Below are 20,100 nucleotides of genomic sequence, written 5' to 3' on the forward strand. Positions count from 1 at the left end.
TTATTAAAGCAGAAGATAGCGCTAACGCACGCATGAGTGAGGAAATATCAAGAGAAATCGATTGGAGCGGGTGAAGGGAATCGAACCCTCGTATGCAGCTTGGGAAGCTGCCGTTCTACCATTGAACTACACCCGCAAATGACGTGACTGCATCGCAGTGGCACCATAAATTACTGACTTTAAGCACAAAGTCAAGCGGCTTGCCATCACACTGACAAGCCGTACCGACAACCGCTCAAATTATCCGCGTTATCCGCGAAATTGCGGCAAAATATCCGCCATCACCAACAGATGACATGCTGCGGTTAATACGCCAAACGCGACGATTACCACAATTAACGCGGTGCCACCAGGTACCTGGAAACGTTTAGCTTCGGCAAACATCTGCCGAGAACGGTAAGCCATCAGCGCTGGCACTATCACAGCCCAGATAGTGGCCGCGAGCGCTGCGAAACCGATTGCGATCAGGAAGCCGTTCGGAAACAACACCCCCATAACTGTTGGGGGAATAAAGGTGACCAACGCGGTTTTAATCCGACCAATGCGGCTATCATCGAAGCCAAACAGATCTGCCACATAATCGAACAAGCCCAGCGTTACTCCTAGGAAAGACGATGCAACCGCCAGGTTTGCGAATAAGGTCAACATGGTATCCAGCATTCCGGAGGGCATAGTTTTACTCAATGCCGCCACCAGTACGCCCATGTTGCCACCCTGCTCAATAATTGCCGAAAAAGCACTACGTTGCAGGTTCCCCATGGTCGCCACCAGCCACCCAAGATAGATAACCAAGGCGATGAAGGTCCCGATAAACAGTGCCTTAACGATCAATGCTGGACGATGGCCGTAATACTTCACCAAAGATGGGACGTTGCCGTGATAACCGAAGCTTGCCAGCCCGAACGGAATGGCTGCCCACAGGTAAGGTGTAAAGTGTTGTGGTCCGTCAGGCTGCCACAATTTCACACTGTCTACCCCGGAAAATAGATGACCAATCGCCAACAGGAAACTAATCACCATGCCGCCGATCATAATGGAGGTCACGCGATCAACGGCTTTGGTACTGATAAATACAATTACCGACAACACCAGCGCAAACATCAGCGCTGCGGCGCTCTGCGGCAGACTCACCCCAGAGCCGGCGAGATAGTGATTGACGATAGAACCGCCGCCGCTGATATAGGCATAAGTCAGGATGTATAGCACAAAGGCAATGGAGGCCCCATTCAGGACCCGCCAGAACTGTCCGAGGGTCTTGCGGGTCAGGGTGTCAAAGCTGGCGCCGGGTTCAAAATGCAGGTTAGTTTCCAGCAGTAACAGCCCGGACATTAACATGCAGAACCACACCACCAGCAACATGACGACCGAATAACCAAACCACATACCGGCGCCAACCACTGGCAGAGAAAACATGCCGGCACCGACAGTGGTACCCGCAATAATCATTGCACCGCCAAGCAGGGAGGGGGCTTTGGCGCTGACATCCTGAGTGTTCATCAAGACTCCTGTCTTATCTGGATACTATCCTCAATGGTTTTACGGATCTCTGGCCGCAACAGCAGATTGGTGTAATCCCGCATCTGGTGGATTGCCTGCTGGTTGTCAGAGCCGCATAAATACCCCAGCTCCTTCAAACGGATGCTGAGCATGGCATAAAGCTTCTTATCGTAAAACTCTGGCGCAGTGATACCGTGCAAAGCCCCCAAACGACTGGCTAGCAGATGACTCTCGCTTTCCAAATCGCCCCGCTCAATTTCCGGATGCGCCGATAATAAATTAAAAATAATGGCATAACGCTGTAAGGTCTCGCCCATTGTCTCGGCAAGCAAGCCTAAGGTGTTAATACCGCTTTCGGTTACCTTTAACGTCCCCGGTGTCAGGTAACCGGCTGCTTCAAAACGTTGTAATATCGCATCGATATAATGCGGCAACGCCTTTTGTCCCATGAACAGTTCCGCCTGCAGTAACGCGAAAAACTTCGGCAAAACGTCCCGTAGCTGTTCCCGACTGCTCAGTTCTGCACGCAGCAAACAGCTGGCAACCAATGCCGGGATCGCAAACAAATGCAGCACGTTGTTGCGATAATAAGTCATGGTAATTGCGACTTTTTCGTCAATCGAAACAATATCACCAAGTCCATCATTATCTACACAAAATTTATTCAGCTCTATGCCCTGGCGCAATAATTCATGACCATCGCCTTCGGCCACCGAACCATAACTGGTATAAGGCACCTGCTGCAGCAGATCCAAATAGAAATCCAGTTGCGCTTCTAACGTCTTACGCGCTAAGGCATGTTGCTTGGTGGACAACAACACCAGACTAATCAGGGCAACCGACGTGGCCGCAGCCGCATCGTTGATATGTGTCATCACTCGACTGGCAAGATTATTCACCATCGGGGTCAGCCATACGGGCTTTTGATCCGGCTCAGCGGACATTTCATCACGCCAATCAGGAGCCGCAGCGGTTAAAAAGCTTTGCAGGTTAATCGGTTCGCCAAAGTTCACATATACCCGGCCAAAGTTACCTAATTTACGCACAGCACCGAGGACCTGCCATACTGACTCTTTTTGCTTCTTCCGTCCGCTAAGCTCTTTCAGATAGGTCGCCACTTCCATCACATGGTCATAGCCCAGATAAACCGGGACTAAGGTTACAGGCCGATCAATGCCACGCAGTACAGAATTGACCGTCATCGCCAGCATCCCGGTTTTAGGTGACAGCAATCTGCCAGTGCGGGAACGGCCACCTTCGGTGAAATACTCTACCGAGTAGCCCTTAGCAAACAGTTGATCGAGATATTCTTTAAATACGGCGGTATAGAGCTTATTGCCATTGAAACTCCGCCGAATGAAGAATGCCCCACCCCGTCGGAATAACGGCCCGGCCGGCCAAAAATTGAGGTTAATCCCTGCGGCAATATGCGGTGGCACCATGCCTTCGAAATACAGCAAGTAAGACAGCAACAGATAATCCATGTGGCTACGATGGCACGGTACATAGACAATTTCATGGCCATCATGATGCAGTTGCCGCACATGCTCCGCGCCTCGAATAGAAATCCCGCGATAGAGCTTGTGCCACAACAGCGTGAGTAGTCGTTTGGAGACGCGAATGAGACTATCAGAATAGTCAGCGGCGATTTCGTCCAGATAAGCTTCGGCCTGAGAACGCGCTTCTATTTCGGTGCTCTTCTTGCTGTCCGCTTCCTCTTTGATTGCCTTGATCAGATTTTCTGACTGCAGCAGGTCGGCAAACAGTGCCTGCCGATTGGGCAATACCGGACCGGTCATCACTTTACGCTGACGGCGGAAATGTACCCGAGCCACCCGCGATAATTTATGTGCAATCGCTTGGTCGGTGCCATGTTCATCCGCCATGAAGCGCAATGACACCGCATTGGAAAACTGCACAAAGTTGTCACGGCCAAGAAAAAGGATCATCAGAAACTTACGCAGCCAGGTAGGGTTCTCCCGCTCAAATACCGCAGCGCGCATCGAGTCGTCTTCTTTGCCAGGGGTACGTCCCCAATAAAGGCTTACCGGCACCAGCTGGATATCCAGTGAACGGTCAGATTTATGCAGATTTAACAGTTGGGTAAAGCTGTTAAGAAACGGCAGTATACCTTTGCGGCTCCCGAACAGCGGTTTAGCCCCTTCCAGGCAAACCACACGTGGCAAGTGTTCATCACCCACCACGAGAGGAGCGTACGGACTTGGCAATCCCAGCTTATCGGTGACATCTGCTAATGCAGCAATATCACTGAGGGATTCGGTTTTCACCACATACGCCATTGGTTTTGATGGATCCAGATTCAAGTCAGTGAATGGATCCTGCGGCACAACCACTGTGTGCACCAGCTGCCGCTGCAGCCAACGCAGCGATGTGCGCCAGATTGAGTCTTGTTTGGACATCGTGTTGTTAGAATCTAAACCTCGGTCAATGACCCCGTAGAATACCAGAATACGCTAAGGCTTAGCCAACAGTCTGATAACTGGTTAATACTTGCGCTATCAAAAATACTGTATATACTAACAGTTACTGTATGAAAAAACAGGAATCAATATGAGACCACTGACACCACGACAAGCGCAAATACTGGAGCTGATTAAGCACAATATTGCCGAGACCGGTATGCCGCCAACACGGGCCGAAATTGCCAGTCGTTTAGGCTTTAAAAGCGCAAACGCGGCAGAAGAACACCTTAAAGCACTGGCAAAAAAGGGGTGTATTGAAATCATGCCGGGTACCTCCCGCGGTATCCGATTACCTATAGATGAAACCGCTCAAGAAGAAACCGGCTTGCCGCTAATTGGCCAGGTAGCCGCTGGTGAACCTATTCTGGCGCAGCAACACGTAGAGCAATATTACCAGGTGGATCCGGCCATGTTTCATCCCAGTGCCGATTTTCTGTTACGCGTACGCGGTGACAGTATGAAAAACATCGGCATTCTTGAAGGCGATCTGCTTGCCGTGCACAAAGTGCAAGAAGCGCGTAATGGACAAGTTGTGGTTGCCCGCGTTGAAGATGATGTCACCGTTAAGCGGTTTGAAAAGAAAGGCAACATCGTTTTACTACATCCTGAAAATGATGATTATCAACCGATTAGAGTGGACCTCACCTGTCAGCCACTGACCATTGAAGGTCTGGCCGTAGGCGTAATTCGTAATGGAGACTGGCTATGAGCATTGTGATGGGTAACGCCCCCAGACATCCGGGGTTATGGCAGGAAGCGATTTATCCGACTGATAGCGCCTGGCAGCAAATGGGGATTGCCAATTTAACGACACGCAGTCATGGACGTCAGGAATTACAGCAGCTGAGTGCACAATTGGCACAATTAAGTCAGCAGGGCCGCTGGATTGTGCTGATTAATCCTGAGAATGCCATAGGTTACAAAGAACTGCTCGCGCGGGCTGGAGTGAGGATGGATCGCGTATTGCAGGTTCGCGCCCGCGACGAAGTTGAAGCCTTGTGGGCCACAGAAAAAGCACTGACCAGCGGCACTTCCAGTGCGGTGATCAGTTGGGTCGAACAGCTGGATCACAAAGATAAACGTCGATTGCAGCTTGTTGCCAAAAGTGCACGGGCCATGGGAATTGTGCTAGAAACCAGTTCCTGTGCGGATAATGCAACTCCACTTCCCCGATTGCAGGCCGTGCATTAACCGCACCTATTAATTTGATTCCTCATACAGCAATAAAAAACCGCAGATGTCACTGCGGTTTTTTATTGCCTGTCATCTCACTGATAGTCCACTTATTCTGCCATCCATTTTCCCGGACGCTCAGTATGATAAATCTCAACGCGCTCAGGTTCAGGACATGTCGGCAGCAACGCGTCCGCGCCCAACAAGTACCAATCGATACGATGAGCTGTGCCCATATTTTGCCCTTTCGACATATCAAAACACTGCAATTTGTCATCACCAGGTAGCAGCAAATAACGTTTATCACCCTGTTGCATCCAACGCCAGGCGTTACGTTCTTGCTCAGATAGCGGTGCCAGATAACTGAAATGCGTAATGTCGAGCGGTGAAAACAAAATGAACTGCTCTTTAAAATGGAGCAAACCGAGTTGGGCGTCGTTACCTATGACTTCAGCCGTATGCTGCAACACCGCTTTGGGTGTACGAACTGAATCTAATAGCTGATAACCCCAGGTAGCAAACAACATCCAACCAACAAATGTCATGGCTCCGGCGCGGATTAGGGAAAATGAACGGCGTGCCCATCCCAGTATCACCAACCATAGCACGGCCATCACTATGAGGAAGTAACCAAACGCCGCTAGGTTGTCAGTGTACTCATCCAATTTGTTCAGCAGCCAGGGCATTTCCATCACGGCCATCACGCCCAGTGCCAGGGTTAACCCACTGACCAGCCACAGCAGTCCGGTCACTAGCCATTCAAACCAGCGTCTTTGTCCCACACCTTGCAATGCAGCAGCAACGGCCAGAGAGGCGATAGGTAGTGCCGGTAAAATATAAAGGTTACGTTTACCTGGACTGATACTAAAAAACAGCACGACCAGCGCTACCCAAGCCAACAGAATGACAATCTGCGGATCAGCCTTTATTTTTGCAACAAACGTCTTCCAGTGCGCGACCGCGAGAAATGGCAGCGGAAACCATAACCAAGGGATCACACTGACAATAAAGAAATACCACGGTTTAATATGGTGCCAGGCATTAGCGTAACGATGACCGGTTTGCTTAAACAGAATATTGTTCATGTAAGCGGTGTATTCCGGCGAGCCATTGTGTAACACCGTCAACACCATTGGCACCAACCAAGCAGCAATAACAGCCAACATGACCAAAGGCCCTAATGCCGCCCGCCACTTCCAACTAGGGCGATAAAGTTGTTGGCGCCAAGCATAGAACCCTAAAGGCAACAACATCAATAATGGCAGAAAGCCAACCCCTTTGGTGATGACGCCAAGGCCCATAAACGCCCAAGAAACAAAATACCACCGCCAATTCGGACCAAGCATAAAGTGACGGATCAGTCCGTAACAACCTACGGTAATCCAACACATCACCATGGCATCTATCTGGGCACTTTTCACTTGCACCAGAAACTGTGGTACCAATAACAGCAACAATGCAGCGTTGCGTCCGGTGCGAACATTCCACAATTTGGCACCAAGGTCATACACCAGCATCACGGTCAGTAAGCCACAAAATGCGTTGGGTAACAGGAAAGCTAATTTGAGGTTTCCTAAAATCAGATAACAAAGCGCAATGGCCCACATGAATACCGGTGGTTTGTCCGGATAAAATTCACCACCGCGACTGGGAAACAGCCACTGGCCATTAGCCACCATTTCACGGGCTGCTTCTACGAATCTCGGTTCATCAGCTGGCCAAGGAGAGCGCAGACCGACACCGATCAGCATGACCACGAGGGTCAGCCAGAACAGGGCCCAGAACACTCGGCGATAGTCGTCTGAGTCAAACGGTTTGAACAGGAAATTCATTTAACAGTCTCTTTATCTTCGGTAATCAGCTCGTCTACCTGATGTTGTAAACGACTGCGATATAGATAGGCGCCGATAATACTGGACACTAAAAACAGCACGATGCTGATGCTTAGTTGAATATGATCCGATAACCCCAACCCGGCACCTGCAAAGGAAAAAATCAGCATCTGCGGTAAATAGCCGATGGTACTGCCAACCATAAAGCCTCTGGCGGGTACGTGGGTAGCTCCCGCGAACAGGTTAGTCAACAAATTGCTGCCGACCGGTAACAAGCGGATCATCAAGACTTTGAGCCAGGTATTGCGGATCACCAGATTTTCAAACTTTTGCAGTCTGCGACCAAAACGACGTTGCAGACTACTGCGGAAGGTCAGTCGTGCCACATAGAAACTGATGGCACATCCCAGCAAAGCCGCTAACGTGGAATATAGCGCGCCTTGCCAGCCTCCGATGGCAAAGCCAAAGACAAAGGCAATGACCTGACGTGGGCCGCCAACTGCGGTGAAAAAGCCGCCGGCGAGTAATAGAATACCCCAGCCGTAAAGCCCATTAGTTTTCACAAAGCGTGCGACCCAGTTACTATCGGTCAGGTGTTCAAACCACCCTTCTTTTACCGCCCAGGTCAGTAACAATAAAATGATAACGACGACACCGGCCTTAGCCAGCCGCTTGAGTCCATTATTGGGTGCTATCAATGCGTTTAATCTCTGCTATTTTTGCTCTGCGGATAAGCCACATCACCCCCAGAATGTCGACAATGCCAACCCACATTCTATTCCAGGCGGTGTACTTGGAAACACCGACGCCACGATCACGATGATGCACTACCGAGATATAGACTTCGCCACCAAGACGTCTTACCAATGCAGGAATATAACGGTGCATGTGATTAAAATATGGCAACCTTAAAAAAGTCTCGCGCGGAAACAGTTTCAGACCACAACCGGTGTCTGGCACCCCGTCGTGCAACATGGCATCGCGAACTTTGTTAGCAAATCGAGATTGGAAGCGTTTCCAGGCAGTATCTTTGCGGTTTTTACGATAGCCAGCGATACAAAAATGTTCAGCAGTAATATTTTCGGTCAATTTCAGCATCGCCGGGATATCAGCGGGATCATTTTGGCCATCGGCATCCAGCGTCACAATATACTTCCCAGATGCCTGGCGAACCCCGGTAGCGACAGCGGTACTCTGTCCGGTACTACGGTTATGAACAATCGCCTTGGCACTGCAATGATTTTTATTCGCGGTGTCGATAACTTCCTGAGCAGTACCGTCACTGCTGCCATCATCGACCACCAGAATTTCAAAATCGCACAGACCATTCAGTGATTGACATATTTCATCCATTAGCGGACCGATGTTGCCAGCTTCATCTTTGGCAGGTATTACTACAGAAATCAACGATATACTCCCGAACCTTAACAATAGGTCTCTGACATTTCGCCGCTCAGCATAATGGCCAATTATTAGCGAAATATTATGATCTGCATATGATGCCTAAAACCCGCACGTTGGAGCAAGTCTTAAGCCGCCATCCTATCGCCGTTTTATGACGCTTTCCCGATAATTGGGTCATTAATAACAATCAGGTAATTGCAATCTGGTTATTCCGCTAACCACTGTCCCCGATCATCCGGCCGGACCCACGCTTGCGAAAACCAGTAATAACCGCTCCCCTGCTTGCTGGGTACGGTACAGTTATAACGCGAGCGACCTGCTGGCAGAGGGTTCTGTGCCTGGATCATAAAGGTATCGTTGGTTAACCATTGCGGTGCAGTAGCGGGCTGCCCCGGCAAATAACATAACATCTGCGATGGATTGATATCATCGAGTTTTAAGGTTACACGCAATTGCGGTTGCCATTGACCCGCGGCCAGTTCTGGATTGGTTGGAGAACTGCTGACCACCGGCATATTGCGTGCAAGCAGTTTAACCTTTAGCGTATTCATTTCGGCATAGACTCCCGCGGCGGGAAATCTTGGTAACGCGGTCAACTCTGAATAAGGGCCCGCTGCACCGGATTGCTGACCAAAGCCAACATAGCCTAATTGGGTCAACAGTTGTTGCAATGCGGTATTGTACTCACCGTAGGGATAGGCCAGCATTTTGACATCCTGCCCGGTTCTGGCTTTCAACTCAGCTTCAGTATCAAGAATATTTTGCTTCACTCGGGCGAGCCACTGCGACTCGGTTTCACCGGGGAGTTTACGAATAAGATGTTCATGACCATAGCTATGGTTAGCAATGGTTACCCCCTCTTTCGCGAGTTGCTGCAATTGTTGCCAGCTCATCATTTCACGGTAACCTTTTGCGGTGGGTGCTATCGACACAAACAAAGTATAAGGAAATCCATAAGATTTAAGGATTGGACGCGCGGTTTCAAAAATACTCCGATAACCATCGTCGAAGGTAATGGCCACGGTTTTGACCGGCAAATCCTCACCTTTTTTAATGGTGTCAACAACCGTTGTTAACGGTACAACCTTGAATCCATTCTCTGCCAGATACTGCATCTGCTGTTTGAATTGCGCCGGAGTCACGCTGGTGACTTTAGGTGTGGTTTCTGAAACATGATGGTACTGTAGAATGACCACCGCCTGACACAAGGGTGCGGCAAGCATTAGCGCCAAAGCAACTAACACACGTTTACCACTTAACATTTACCAACCTCCGGGGAATTATGCTGTTCAGCCTGTTTGATCGACAAAAAAACCGACGCTTGTTGGCGCTGGCTGTGCCAATGATTTTGTCCAACATTACCGTGCCACTACTGGGACTGGTAGATACTGCCGTTATCGGTCATCTGAGTGATGCCTGGTTTCTTGGCGGCGTGGCATTAGGGTCGACCATTATAACATTGCTGTTCTGGTTATTGGCATTTCTCCGCATGGCAACCACTGGCCTGACGGCTCACGCCTTTGGTGCCGGTGATAGCAGTAAACAGCAGCTAGTGTTATTGCAGTCCGGACTGCTGGCGTTGGGGTTAGGGATGCTACTGTTGGTGCTACAAAATCCTATCTGGGCCTTGGCTGATTACCTGAATAATGCCAGTCCAGAAGTCGCCAGCTATGCCAAGAGCTATTTTCTGATCCGCATCTGGTCCGCACCATTTGCCTTACTCAACCTTGTGTTACTCGGCTGGCTGCTAGGGCGGCAGCGACCCAAGGCGGCGATGTGGCAACTTATCATTGCTAACCTCGCGAATATTTTGCTGGACTTATTCCTGGTACTCGGACTCAATCTGGGCGTCGCTGGGGCCGCATTGGCATCGGTAGCATCGGATCTGCTCGCCTGTGGCGTGGCAGTTTATGTGGTGATCTGCGAATTGAAGCAGATGCCATCTATCGCGCTAACCTCAATTTTGGAACGGCTTAATCTTCAGGGATTCGCCCAGCTATTAAGACTTAATCGGGACATTTTCATTCGTAGTCTCTGTCTCCAGGGAACCTTTGCCTTTATGACCTTCAAGGGGGCGGGGATCAGTGATGAAATCGTCGCCGCTAACGCAGTGTTGCTGAATTTACTGTTGCTGATCGCATACGCCCTTGACGGTATAGCATATTACGCCGAGGCCGAAGTCGGTCAGGCGAGTGGTAAAGGCCGAGACGATGAGGTGAAAGCCGCGGTATCACTCGCATTTGGCTGGTCACTGGTGGTTGCCTGTGGCTTTTGCTTAGTGTTTATGGTCGGCGGGGTGCAACTGGTCGCCTTACTTACCAATATTGCCAGTGTACGCGACACTGCGGATAGCTACCTGCCCTGGCTGACATTTATGCCGTTGTTGGCATTTGGCTGTTATCTGTTTGATGGCGTCTATATTGGTGCCGCTAAAGGCGCGGTAATGCGCAACAGTATGTTAACGGCATCGCTCGGAGTATTTTTACCGATTTGGTGGTTATTACAACACTGGGGCAATCATGGTTTATGGGCTGCACTTAGCGGATTTATGTTGGCGCGCACACTGACACTCGGTGGTCATTATTGGGTCAACCGCGACCACTTTATCAGTGGTAAGCTCGTCAGGCAGCGATCCTAGATTATCCCGCGTAACCACAGCCTGGCCGAATAAAAATGGCGCCCTTGGGCGCCATTTTTATTCGGCAGCATGTTACTGATAGGAATGAGAGCCGTGCTGATGTTCAGTCACGTCCTGCACGCCAGTCAGTTCACCAGGGAAACGCTCCAGCATCTGAGTTTCGATGCCATCTTTCAGCGTGACGTCGACCATGGAACAACCGTTACAACCACCGCCGAACTGCAATACCGCAATCCCGTCATCAGTGATTTCCACCAGCATAATATGACCACCATGACTGGCCAGTTGTGGATTGATTTCTGACTGGATTAGATACTCCACCCGCTCCCGCAGCGGCGCATCATCAGCGACTTTACGCATTTTAGCGTTAGGGGCTTTCAGGGTTAACTGTGAACCCAACTGATCAGTTACCAGATCGATGCTGGCATCTTCCAGAAATGGAGCGCTTTTTTCATCAACCATTGCGTTGAAGCCATTGAACTCCAGTTCAATATCATCGCTTTCAATGGCATCTGGCGGGCAGTATGAAACGCCACACTCGGCCTGTGGGGTACCAGGACTGATAACAAATACACGGATGTTAGTGCCTTCCGGCTGATCGGCCAGCAGTTTGACAAAGTGGGCCTGTGCTGATTCAGAAATGCTAATCATGAAAAACCTGCTCCGTCAGGATAAACCTGAGTGAATTGGTAAGAATTAGGCTTATGATACTCCTGATGAAGCCAGCTTTGTAGTCCCCCCATCTACAGGTTAAGTTTTTAAGGTGGCGGTTTAAATTATCTTGGCATCTGGATCACATTCCCGGGGCTTCTGCTCGCGCCAGACACCAGACCTGCAAATCAGGGGTCCAAGGTGAAAGTGAACGTGCAAGTTCATTGATTGTGGTTCCGGTAGTGACCACATCATCGATCAGCGCAATCCGCTGCCACGACACCGCCTGTGTCACCAGGAACGCTCCCTGCAAATTGCTTCGGCGCGCCTGCCCGTCCAACCCGGCTTGCGGTAATGTTTCAGTTTGCCGCTGCACAAGTTGTTCGTCCACTGGCAACTGTAAGTACTGTCCCAATAATTTGGCAATCACGGTGGCCTGATTAAAGCCACGCTGACGTAACCGATGCGGATGCAGTGGCACAGGCACTAGCACTTGCGGCAAGATGATCAACTCATCGCTTAGCGCTTGTGTTACACGGTCTGCCAGTGCCTTCACCAACGGTGGCAATGCGGCGAACTGAGCGTGATATTTGATTTGTGGAATTAACGGTCCCAACAATGAGTGATAGCTCGCAGGAGCCACCACCGGTATTGGCTGTGTGGACAGACAACTGCCACAGTAGCGGCAGGGGGTTGTTAATGGCAGACCACAGCCCAGACAAACCGGCGTCTGATACAGACAACTTTGCAGGCAGACGTCGCAGATACCGGAGCTTGCAGACAGCAGCCGCTGATGACACAGCAGACAACGATTAGGTAAACTGGCGGCTAATAACGCCCGGCATCCTGCCAGGAAAGGGCTAAATTTGTTCACTTTATTGAATTCAGGCTGTGATTAATGACATCGTCCCTGTTTTGCCACATAGCTGGTGATGGTCAACCTCTGGTATGGCTTCATGGTTGGGGAGTTAACGGCAGTGTGTTCCTGCCAACGGTGACGCAACTTCCCCAGTATAGAAGTTACTGTGTTGATTTGCCGGGATTTGGTGACAGCCAACCTCAGTTCGGCACTTTGGATGATTGGGCGGAGAGATTAATTGCCGAACTGCCCGCCGATGCCATCTGGATCGGTTGGTCGCTGGGTGGCTTATTGGCGACACGCGTTGCTCAGCGATGGCCAGACAAAGTCAAAGCGCTAGTAACGGTAGCCTCTTCACCCTGTTTTATGGCGCGTCCCGATAATGCGTGGCCAGGCATTGCACCCTCAGTACTGCAACAGTTTGAAGCGCAACTGCAGCAGGATCTGCAACGCACCGTAGAACGCTTTTTAGCGATCCAGGCGATGGGTAGCGACACAGCGCGCGAAGATATTCGCCATCTCAAGGAATTGGTGCTATCCAAGCCATTGCCCGACGCTTTCGCCCTCGCTCAGGGGCTTTCTATGCTCAAACAGGTCGACCTGCGTGACAGCTTATCCTCTTTAACATTACCGTGGTTAAGGGTTTGGGGGCGACTGGACGGCTTAGTACCGCAAAAAATTGTGCCGTTGTTGCCGGTGACACCGCAAATCGAAGACGTAATATTACCCAAGTCGTCTCACGCGCCTTTTATTTCCCATCCGGAGGATTTTTTACAGTATTTGCGTAGCTGGTTGTACGAAAAGGGGTTTAATTCCAGCCGATAGTTGCTTACAATTTGTGCAATGACCAAAAGGATTTGCCATGCAACTTGTTTCCAATTATCCACAAGTGCCACTTGCAACCAGCAACCCAGCGACAGATGCTGCAAGGGTTGAGGGTCAGCAACGGCCGCCGGTCATCCCGCCACAAGAGCCCGCTAAAGGCCATGAAGAAAGAGCCTTTAACGCGCAAAATGAACGAACAGCAGATGCCGCGCAACAAAATGCCAAGCAAGCAACGCTGGTACATGAACAGCAACAATCAAATCAGCAACAGCAGCAGAGTTCCCAGCAACAAAAGCAGCAGGGGAAATCTCTATTAGCGGCGGTCTTTATCAAACCGGCATTGGATCGCAAAGATATCCGTAATCGGGTAGACCCAACGCCGCTGAACAACCGCCAAACCGCTACATCAGACAGTAGTGAACATCCAATGCCCGATGAATCTGACGATTTTTACCGGGCGTTGGGTAACCGTATTGCGGAATATTACCAACAGCAAACCTCGCCATTGACTACCGCAAGTTTAGAGGCATTGGCATGACAGCGGTCAAAAAGCCGAAGTATTTACTTCGGCTTTGGGTTGCTGAACTATTTTTTAAGTTTGGCAAATGCCTCAGCAAAAGCGTTTCCCATCGCCGCATTTAACGGCTTAGCTTTTTCCTGTGCTTTATGTGCAGGAGCCTTATTGGCTTTCGCGGCAGGTTTATGCACGGGCGGCTGCGAATTGGCTTTTGGCTGCACCACTTTAGGTTCGGCCTTCTCATCGAGGCGCATGGTAAGACTAATGCGTTTGCGCGGTACGTCTACTTCCAGCACCTTCACTTTGACCACATCACCGGCTTTCACAACTGTGTGTGGATCGCTCACAAATTTATCCGTGAGCGACGAGATATGTACCAGTCCATCCTGATGCACCCCGATATCCACAAACGCACCAAAGTTAGTCACATTGGTGACAACCCCTTCCAGCACCATTTCTGGATTTAGATCGGTGATAGCTTCAACACCATCTTTAAAGCTCGCGGTTTTAAATTCTCCGCGCGGGTCACGACCCGGTTTATCCAGCTCTTTGAGGATATCGGTAACCGTTGGCAGCCCAAAATCTGCAGTCGTGAAATCCTGTGGGTTCAGACTGGCTAGCAGTGCGGAGTTACCGATGATCGCTGCTAATGGCGTGCTTTTGGCTTGCGAGATATTTTCCACCAGCATATAGGCTTCAGGATGCACAGCGGACTCATCCAATGGATTATCGCCACCATGAATACGCAAGAAGCCAGCCGCCTGCTCGAACGCTTTCGGCCCAAGGCGAGGCACGTTAAGTAACGCTTTACGATTATTGAAGCGGCCATTTTCATCGCGATAATCGACGATATTTTTTGCCAATGTGCGGTTAAGTCCTGCCACCTGGCTCAATAATGGAACCGACGCCATATTCACGTCTACACCGACACTGTTTACACAGTCTTCTACCACCGCTTCCAGTGACGTGGACAACTGACTTTGGCTGACATCATGCTGATACTGACCCACCCCAATTGATTTGGGTTCAATTTTTACCAGTTCGGCAAGCGGGTCCTGCAAACGGCGGGCAATAGACACCGCGCCCCGCAGTGACACGTCTAAATCCGGGAATTCATTGGCCGCAAATTCGGAAGCTGAATACACCGAAGCCCCGGCTTCACTCACCACCACTTTGGTCAGATGTGGGCGCTGTTCTTTAACTGCGGCGATAACATCTGCCGCCAATTTATCCGTTTCCCGAGAAGCAGTGCCATTACCGATAGCGATCAACTCCACCTGATGCATGTTAGCCAGCGTTGCCAAGGTTCTTACCGACTTGTCCCACTGGTTTTGTGGCGCATGTGGGAAAATGGTGGTGTGAGCCACCAGCTTACCGGTATCGTTCACTACAGCCACTTTCACACCGGTACGCAAACCGGGATCTAATCCCATTGTCGCTTTGGCACCTGCCGGCGCTGCCATCAACAAATCGCCAAGATTACGGGCGAACACTTTGATAGCTTCCGTTTCCGCAGCTTCACGCATCTGCGCGATAAATTCGGTTTCCATCTGCAGTGCAATTTTAATGCGCCAGGTTGCAGTCACTACAGTTCGTAACCAACGATCAACCGCGCAGTCAGATAATTGCCAACCCAGATGCGCGGCAATTATCTGCTCACAGTAACTGCCTTCTTTAGCCTCAGTGCCGGGATCAGCATTTAGTGCCAAACTGAGCACACCTTCATTGCGACCGCGTAGCATCGCCAGCGCGCGATGTGAGGGCACCTGACTGACGGGTTCGCTATGTTCAAAATAATCGCGGAATTTAGCCCCTTCCTGCTCCTTACCGCTGATCACTTTACTTTCCAGCAACGCATTTTCTGTCAAATAGCGTCTTACTTTCGCGAGTAGATCTGCATCTTCTGCAAAACGTTCCATCAGGATATAGCGGGCACCATCCAGTACCGCCTTCTCGTCAGAAAAGCCAGCGTCAGCATTAAGGTATGCGCTGCTTAATTGCTCTGGGTCGAGATGGTTATCCCCCACAGCCGCAAACAATTGCTCAGCCAGCGGTTCAATACCGGCTTCAATCGCAATCTGTCCTTTGGTTCGGCGTTTAGGCTTAAAGGGCAGGTAAAGATCTTCGAGGCGAGTTTTGGTATCCGCGTCATGCAACGCTTTTTCCAATTCCGGCGTCATCTTGCCCTGCTCGCTAATTGACTTCAGAATGACTTCGCGGCGCTCATTCAGTTCCCGCAAATAACCGAGGCGGCTATAAAGGGTACGCAACTGGGTATCGTCCAGGCCTCCGGTAACTTCCTTACGGTAACGGGCAATAAATGGCACCGTAGAACCTTCATCCAGCAGCGTTATGGTTGCTGCTACCTGTTGCTCACGAACATCCAGTTCCTGAGCGATGATTTGAGCAATATTGTGCATAAATCCAACAATCAGTTTGTTCACTAGCGTTAAATGCGCCAACAATACCACAGAGCGCCATAAAGGTTTATGACCTGTTAGCCTACAAGGTGTTGGCTTTTAGTCGATAACGACATAAAAAAAGCCGGTGCGCTGCACCGGCTTTCAATGAAGAGCGACGATTACTTAGCCCTTTGGATAGAAATGCGCTACACCCTTGTGGCAATCCACACAAGTTTTACGCTTATCCGGATCTTTCTTGAAGTTCATGCTGTGCATGGTTACCGCAATCTTCTTCATAGATTCAGGCTGATTTTCGAAAATACGAGTATGGCAGTGCTGACAGTTTTCAGAATCATTGGCGCGGAAGTCAGCCAGAGCTTTATCTGCCTGTTCTTTACGGTTTGCGTCCAACCATGCCTGAGTATTAAAACCATCGATAGTCAGGAAGCCATACAGATCCTTAGATACCACGATCTTTTTCATCAGGTATTTGATAGGGTTATGTGGCAAGTGACAATCTTCACAGGTCACGGTGATACCCTGAGGGTTGCTGCCGTGAGGCGATGCCATCAACTCTTTCTGAATAGAATGGTGGCTGTGGCAGCTCATACAGAAAGCATCTGAGCTAGTAAAATGTAATGTCTGCTGTGTGGCAAAGTAACCAATGACACCGATCACTACACCGACAATCAACAGTGAAACGATGGAATACTTTGCGCTGGGTTTGAATAGTGCACGCCAATTCATCACTCTTCTCCAATATGGAATATGCAATTTCTTTTTTTAGTATTTAACAATACCTTTTTCCGAAACGGATTATAAACCAACTTTATTTAATTAATCTGACCTTAATAAGCTAAAATGCGACGGAGGTCTAACTCTGCTTAATCAACTTAGCTAATTTAGCGCATCTATTGCTGCCCACTATTTTTTTATTTTGGCAATTCTGCGCAAATGGCTTAATCGCAAAATTATTCCTTGATCCTGCTCAATTTAATCCCGGTTAAGGTTTTTTCTTCAATGCAACTTTTTCCGATACAACGCCTCTTAATAACAGGTTTGTCATACTGACATCATGCCAATAATGCGAAATTTGCTGTTAACCATCACTGTACTGATGATGCTGTTCAGTCAGGCGCTTTCGCCGCGACAAGCGGTGGCGATGCCAGTGGCTCAGCACGCATTTGCCCAAATGTTAGTTGAACCGCAGACAATGAAGCATTGCTGTCAGGGACAAATGCACGGCCGGCAATGCAGTGCCGTTACAGCCAACTGTAGCCCGGCAGGAACCTGTGTGACTCACTGTGCTAATTTGATATCGGCACCACTCCCCATTGGCTTAGCGACGCTAGATGATACGGCTACTCAAGCCATTTCCCATAATAGCTGGAGTGTGCAAACCGTTATCAACGGCCTAAAAACTCCGCCTCCAGATTCGCTGTAATCATCAATAACGCGTATCTAAGTCTAAACGACTTCATCACATCTTATTTTGGTTACCGATATTTTGGAGTAATGACTATGTTTACGAAAGTCTCCTTAACAGTGACTGTCGCCGCCTTCCTCGCGACATCAACCGTATTTATCGCCACACAACTGCAAGCGGCACAACTCTCATGGCCCGAGGTTTTACAACTTGACGGCGTTGATGGTCACCCCAATACAAACCACAGCGACAGGCTACAACTGACCAAAGGTTCGCATCTCCTGGTGGTACCGTAATTTATTTCGTTACAGCGCAGATGACGCCAGCACTTGGGTAACGTCAGAACCGCTGCATTTACAGGTAAACGTTGGGGATCAAAAAGCAGGTCTCACTAAACTTACCCACCTGAATGATGCAGCGACAACAAAAGCCTACCTGCGACGACCATTCGTTAACGCCATCGATATCAATAACAATATCAACAATTTATCGCCACAACGCGAAGCTGGCATTATCGCCGACTAGCTGACCACTCAAGGTCAATTATTGAGGAACCATGAGGATAGGCGTTGAGATTGCCTGAAGTTTTAGAATAGATTCAGATAATTGTGAATTTAATCAAGTTAGTCTGTTTAGGACGTGTTAAAATTTAGGCGATCATTATTTTGGGACATCTTATGCAACGGCTGCGTCGTCATATGGGATTGATACTCACCATGCTCGCGTTTATCGGGCAGGGGTTGCTATCTAATGACCATTGGATGATTCCATCTGCTAATGCTACAGAACCCACAATTATGATGTCGGCGACAAGTAGCCAGCCAATGGCTGCTTCAATGGATTGTCACACTCAAAAGACTATGACTCCCGACTGTTGTGATGGGCACCATGTTGCACAAGTGCTTCCCGACACTGCAACCCATCACTGCTGTGACGGCAAGGGACTCTGTAAAGGTGGTCATTGTTTAGTGATATCCGTGACAGGTACTCTTCTGGCAGCCGTTTCCTGGCCGACAGCCAAGCAGCCTGAAGTTGCCGTTGCAACCCCTATGCCTCATTTCCACTCTGTTGACGTTAATCCCAGCTTAAAACCCCCCATTGCATAACTGCTACGGCACACCTGTGCCCGAAATCTACTAAACACAAGCTGAATTAATTTTTGGGTCTGTTACTGATGTCTTAGCGATCTCAGTCTTGCCCGCTATGGAGTGACTTATGAAAATCCTTTTTACCCTGTTTTTTGCCCTAATGTTAAGTCTTGGCCTAACCAGCTACAGTTACGCTGGTGAAGCCGTTCAACAAACTAAAGCTGCTGACACAGCCGAGGTTTATCACTGCCCAATGCATCCGGAAGTGACCGGACACAAAGGCGATTCCTGCCCGAAATGTGGCATGAAGCTAGTGAAAGCCAAAGCTGATGCTGTGGTGTATCACTGCCCAATGCATCCAGAAGTGACTGGACATAAAGGCGACAGCTGCCCGAAATGTGGTATGAAGCTGGTGCCAGCACAATCGCAGGGTGACAGTGCTATGCACGCGATGCACATGCAGCAACAATAAATTTAGGCGCAGGTGGAGATGAGGCATATGAGTACTAAACAAACACGTCGAAACCTGGCTTGCGTCCTCAGTCTGGCGCTGGCCACGGGGTCACAGTGGAGTCTACAAGCCCTGGCGGTTACCGATGAGCACCAAGATCACCAGCACCAGACAACGACGGCTGCTCAGGGAGCATATTATTGCCCAATGCATCCGCAAGAACGCAGCGACAAACCGGGGCGCTGTCCTATATGCGGCATGTTTCTGGTAAAGGACGAAGCAACTGAACCCAAACAATCACCGGCCAAGCCGAGTGCTACAACTACAGCAGAGCACCAGAAAACCTATGTCTGTCCCATGCACCCACAAATCGTGAGTCATGAGCCGGGACGCTGTCCGATTTGCGGTATGTTTCTGGTCGAAAAGGACGCTGATGCAGATGCCAAACCTCAAATGGACATGGCACAACCACAGACCTCGGCCCCAGCAGATCCCGATGATCATGCCAAGATGCAGATGGACATGTCACAGGGCAAGGATAAAACTGCGACGATGGATATGTCCGTAAAGCCAACAACTGCCAAACAAGCGGCCAATGTGCAAAAGGTCTTCAGTAGTGTCGACAAAGCGCAGCCCTCTCACGGTGGCACCATTAAATATGTCTGCCCGATGCATCCACAGATTGTCAGTGATACCCCCGGAACCTGTCCTATCTGCGGCATGACCCTAGAAAAAGTGGAGATGGGGGGACATCAGGATACGGTTCAAGTCAACGTCTCCGGCCAGATGCAGCAAGCGCTGGCACTCAAAGTCGCCAAAGCCACCCGACAAACCATGTGGCGCTTTGTCGATAC

The 20,100-nt window shown here is 49.8% G+C and carries 20 protein-coding genes and 1 tRNA gene; 10 read left to right on the forward strand and 11 right to left on the reverse strand.

Annotated elements, in window-relative coordinates; all coding sequences use genetic code 11:
- Nucleotides 1-62: 62 nt before the first annotated feature.
- From PY479_RS10245 to plsB, 3 genes are all read right to left on the reverse strand, one after another.
- Nucleotides 63-136, reverse strand: a tRNA-Gly gene (locus tag PY479_RS10245).
- 113 nt (nt 137-249) lie between these two features.
- Complete coding sequence (mtr, locus tag PY479_RS10250) at nt 250-1,497, reverse strand: tryptophan permease (RefSeq protein WP_212595001.1); 1,248 nt, start codon at nt 1,495-1,497, stop codon at nt 250-252.
- Nucleotides 1,497-3,917, reverse strand: coding sequence for a glycerol-3-phosphate 1-O-acyltransferase PlsB (gene plsB / locus PY479_RS10255; protein ID WP_212595000.1), 2,421 nt, complete (start codon nt 3,915-3,917; stop codon nt 1,497-1,499). The genes mtr and plsB overlap by 1 nt, the downstream gene beginning before the upstream one ends.
- A 151-nt stretch (nt 3,918-4,068) precedes the next feature.
- On the opposite strand from plsB, the gene lexA reads away from it, so the two are divergent.
- Both lexA and PY479_RS10265 read left to right on the forward strand, forming a co-directional pair.
- A complete protein-coding gene (lexA, locus tag PY479_RS10260; protein ID WP_275483679.1) occupies nt 4,069-4,689 on the forward strand; it encodes a transcriptional repressor LexA in 621 nt (206 codons plus the stop codon).
- Nucleotides 4,686-5,171: a SulA-like leucine-rich domain-containing protein gene (locus PY479_RS10265; protein ID WP_212594998.1), complete on the forward strand. Its 486-nt coding sequence runs from the start codon at nt 4,686-4,688 to the stop codon at nt 5,169-5,171. Before lexA ends, PY479_RS10265 begins: the two co-directional genes overlap by 4 nt.
- 92 nt (nt 5,172-5,263) lie before the next feature.
- Here the strand turns inward: PY479_RS10265 and PY479_RS10270 are convergent, their stop codons facing one another.
- The 4 genes from PY479_RS10270 to PY479_RS10285 form a co-directional block, all read right to left on the reverse strand.
- Nucleotides 5,264-6,985: a glycosyltransferase family 39 protein gene (locus PY479_RS10270; RefSeq protein ID WP_275483680.1), complete on the reverse strand. Its 1,722-nt coding sequence runs from the start codon at nt 6,983-6,985 to the stop codon at nt 5,264-5,266.
- Entirely contained in the window at nt 6,982-7,683 is a 702-nt protein-coding gene (locus PY479_RS10275; RefSeq protein WP_275483681.1) for a VTT domain-containing protein, read from the reverse strand. The genes PY479_RS10270 and PY479_RS10275 overlap by 4 nt, the downstream gene beginning before the upstream one ends.
- Nucleotides 7,667-8,392, reverse strand: coding sequence for a glycosyltransferase family 2 protein (locus tag PY479_RS10280; protein WP_275483682.1), 726 nt, complete (start codon nt 8,390-8,392; stop codon nt 7,667-7,669). The genes PY479_RS10275 and PY479_RS10280 overlap by 17 nt, the downstream gene beginning before the upstream one ends.
- A 203-nt stretch (nt 8,393-8,595) precedes the next feature.
- Nucleotides 8,596-9,612: a polysaccharide deacetylase family protein gene (locus PY479_RS10285; protein WP_275483695.1), complete on the reverse strand. Its 1,017-nt coding sequence runs from the start codon at nt 9,610-9,612 to the stop codon at nt 8,596-8,598.
- A gap of 59 nt (nt 9,613-9,671) precedes the next feature.
- Between PY479_RS10285 and PY479_RS10290 the strand changes: the two genes are divergently transcribed.
- Nucleotides 9,672-11,027 carry an MATE family efflux transporter gene (locus PY479_RS10290; RefSeq protein WP_275483683.1) on the forward strand — a complete coding sequence of 452 codons (1,356 nt, stop codon included), beginning with the start codon at nt 9,672-9,674 and terminating at the stop codon, nt 11,025-11,027.
- A gap of 72 nt (nt 11,028-11,099) precedes the next feature.
- Here the strand turns inward: PY479_RS10290 and nfuA are convergent, their stop codons facing one another.
- Complete coding sequence (nfuA, locus tag PY479_RS10295) at nt 11,100-11,678, reverse strand: Fe-S biogenesis protein NfuA (protein ID WP_212594993.1); 579 nt, start codon at nt 11,676-11,678, stop codon at nt 11,100-11,102.
- Between the two features lie 142 nt (nt 11,679-11,820).
- Nucleotides 11,821-12,552, reverse strand: coding sequence for a double zinc ribbon domain-containing protein (locus tag PY479_RS10300; protein ID WP_275483684.1), 732 nt, complete (start codon nt 12,550-12,552; stop codon nt 11,821-11,823).
- A gap of 24 nt (nt 12,553-12,576) precedes the next feature.
- On the opposite strand from PY479_RS10300, the gene bioH reads away from it, so the two are divergent.
- Together bioH and PY479_RS10310 are read left to right on the forward strand one after the other, a co-directional pair.
- On the forward strand, nt 12,577-13,362 hold the full coding sequence (bioH, locus tag PY479_RS10305) for a pimeloyl-ACP methyl ester esterase BioH (protein ID WP_275483685.1): 786 nt from the start codon (nt 12,577-12,579) through the stop codon (nt 13,360-13,362).
- A gap of 37 nt (nt 13,363-13,399) precedes the next feature.
- Entirely contained in the window at nt 13,400-13,900 is a 501-nt protein-coding gene (locus PY479_RS10310) for a hypothetical protein (protein ID WP_275483686.1), read from the forward strand.
- A 47-nt stretch (nt 13,901-13,947) separates the two neighbouring features.
- Here PY479_RS10310 and PY479_RS10315 read toward each other — a convergent pair whose 3' ends face one another.
- Together PY479_RS10315 and PY479_RS10320 are read right to left on the reverse strand one after the other, a co-directional pair.
- Complete coding sequence (locus tag PY479_RS10315; RefSeq protein WP_275483696.1) at nt 13,948-16,299, reverse strand: Tex family protein; 2,352 nt, start codon at nt 16,297-16,299, stop codon at nt 13,948-13,950.
- A 165-nt stretch (nt 16,300-16,464) separates the two neighbouring features.
- Entirely contained in the window at nt 16,465-17,028 is a 564-nt protein-coding gene (locus PY479_RS10320) for a NapC/NirT family cytochrome c (RefSeq protein WP_212594990.1), read from the reverse strand.
- Nucleotides 17,029-17,365: 337 nt separating this feature from the next.
- Between PY479_RS10320 and PY479_RS10325 the strand changes: the two genes are divergently transcribed.
- The 5 genes from PY479_RS10325 to PY479_RS10345 all read left to right on the forward strand — a co-directional run.
- Nucleotides 17,366-17,725, forward strand: coding sequence for a hypothetical protein (locus PY479_RS10325; RefSeq protein WP_275483687.1), 360 nt, complete (start codon nt 17,366-17,368; stop codon nt 17,723-17,725).
- 77 nt (nt 17,726-17,802) lie between these two features.
- Nucleotides 17,803-18,003: a hypothetical protein gene (locus tag PY479_RS10330; protein ID WP_275483688.1), complete on the forward strand. Its 201-nt coding sequence runs from the start codon at nt 17,803-17,805 to the stop codon at nt 18,001-18,003.
- Between the two features lie 381 nt (nt 18,004-18,384).
- Nucleotides 18,385-18,813 carry a hypothetical protein gene (locus PY479_RS10335; RefSeq protein ID WP_275483689.1) on the forward strand — a complete coding sequence of 143 codons (429 nt, stop codon included), beginning with the start codon at nt 18,385-18,387 and terminating at the stop codon, nt 18,811-18,813.
- A gap of 109 nt (nt 18,814-18,922) precedes the next feature.
- Complete coding sequence (locus tag PY479_RS10340) at nt 18,923-19,267, forward strand: heavy metal-binding domain-containing protein (protein WP_212594987.1); 345 nt, start codon at nt 18,923-18,925, stop codon at nt 19,265-19,267.
- A gap of 27 nt (nt 19,268-19,294) precedes the next feature.
- A partial coding sequence (locus PY479_RS10345; protein ID WP_275483690.1) for a heavy metal-binding domain-containing protein occupies nt 19,295-20,100 on the forward strand: 806 nt, incomplete at its 3' end.

The organism is Shewanella sp. A32 (assembly GCF_029167175.1).
Taxonomy (GTDB): domain Bacteria; phylum Pseudomonadota; class Gammaproteobacteria; order Enterobacterales; family Shewanellaceae; genus Shewanella; species Shewanella yunxiaonensis.